Source organism: Vibrio sp. Vb2960, from assembly GCF_033337665.1.
Classification (GTDB): Bacteria; Pseudomonadota; Gammaproteobacteria; order Enterobacterales; family Vibrionaceae; genus Vibrio; species Vibrio alginolyticus.
Genome location: NZ_JAWORD010000059.1, coordinates 1 through 1,422, shown reverse-complemented (window position 1 = coordinate 1,422; position 1,422 = coordinate 1). Strand labels below are relative to the sequence as shown.

At 40.0% G+C, this 1,422-nt stretch carries 2 protein-coding genes; both read right to left on the bottom strand.

The window, feature by feature from the left end:
* Nucleotides 1-187: 187 nt before the first annotated feature.
* Nucleotides 188-622, bottom strand: coding sequence for a hypothetical protein (locus tag R7O03_RS22575; RefSeq protein WP_104035134.1), 435 nt, complete (start codon nucleotides 620-622; stop codon nucleotides 188-190).
* Nucleotides 623-847: 225 nt separating this feature from the next.
* Complete coding sequence (locus R7O03_RS22570; protein WP_017817956.1) at nucleotides 848-1,309, bottom strand: GNAT family N-acetyltransferase; 462 nt, start codon at nucleotides 1,307-1,309, stop codon at nucleotides 848-850.
* Nucleotides 1,310-1,422: the final 113 nt, after the last annotated feature.

The window sequence follows — 1,422 nt, the reverse complement described above, 5'->3', positions numbered from 1 at the left end:
TCATCTTGGGATCCTATAACAAAATGCGAATTTTACCATAAGAGTGAGTAGCTAATCATGATCGTACGCATAACGCCCTGTTAAGGTGTGAGCAACGCAATACCGAAGCCTCCGCATATCACCTTAAACACTAAAACCAACGCATAGTAAAAATGCCACGCGTTGCGAATCACTCTTAAACAGTTTGTTATGTGCGTACTGTTTGTAGCAATTGCTCTGATAGTTCAGAAAATTGTTCAATTAACCAAGTTGAACCATCATTCATATTGCACTCAAGCTCATTTATAAGTGCTAACTCTCGGGAATTTAGGTCTTGCTTAGCTACGTTTTCAATTGGGTAATGCTCTATATGCCAACCCCGTTTTTGAGCATTTGCTAACACAAGGTGAACGTAACGGTATTTCAAGTTACCTTGTGATTGAAGAGAGCCATCTCTTTTTAACACTGGTCGTCGAGACTTTCCTTCAAGAATCTTTGTCACGTTAGACTTGTACTCATTCAGCCTCGCTTTCTTCGACGCTTTGCCAATATAGCGAAACTCCTTTTGTTCAGCTGAGATCTTAATGAAATACAGATATGGTTGAGTAAGATCGATTTGCTTAGGATTTGTCCAATCAAACATTAAATCCGTCCTTGATAGTTGATTATCACTGATACCAAGATTAACAGACAAGGTCATCTAAAGTTTAAGACTTTTTCCAAAGCACATAACGCCCAATTAAGGTGTGAGGCGCGCCATACCGAAGCTGCCGCATGCCACCTTAATCACTAAAACCACCGCATAGCAAAAATGCCACGCGTGCCGAATCGCTCTTAAATTGTTTGTTATGTTTTGGTGTTCATCAAGCTAATCAAACTTTTTGAATAGATTATGCCCTGTGATCCCATACCCAAGACGAGTATACAGCCTTAAAGCACCATTATTGCCATTTGCAACATGGAGCTTCAACCTTGTAATACCACTTTGTTTGAGGCGGGATTCAAGGTTTTTTATTACTAATTCGCCATAACCTGAGTTGCGATACTTTTGCTCTATGAAGAAGTCACAAATAAAAGCGGTTGAGTCTTCTACACTCTCTATGTACCAAAGATGACCTATAGATAGTTCCCCCAATTTAATCGAACAGACATAGTTACCGTCAGTATCAAGCTTATTGGGTAGTCTCATCTCGAAGTCTAGGGAAGCGAACTCAAAAGATTTCCTTTCAGAATAGCCATAATTGGAGCTGATAGAACCAGCGTATTCTCGTATAAAGTTTTCACGAAACAGCTCAAAACAACCAGGTTCCATTTCAAATAGACTTATCACTTTACCCTCCTAAATCCTTGGAGTTGATTAAAAACATAACGCTCTGTTAAGGGGTGAGCAACGCAATACTGAAGCCGCCGCATACCACCCTAAACACTTAAACCAACGCATAG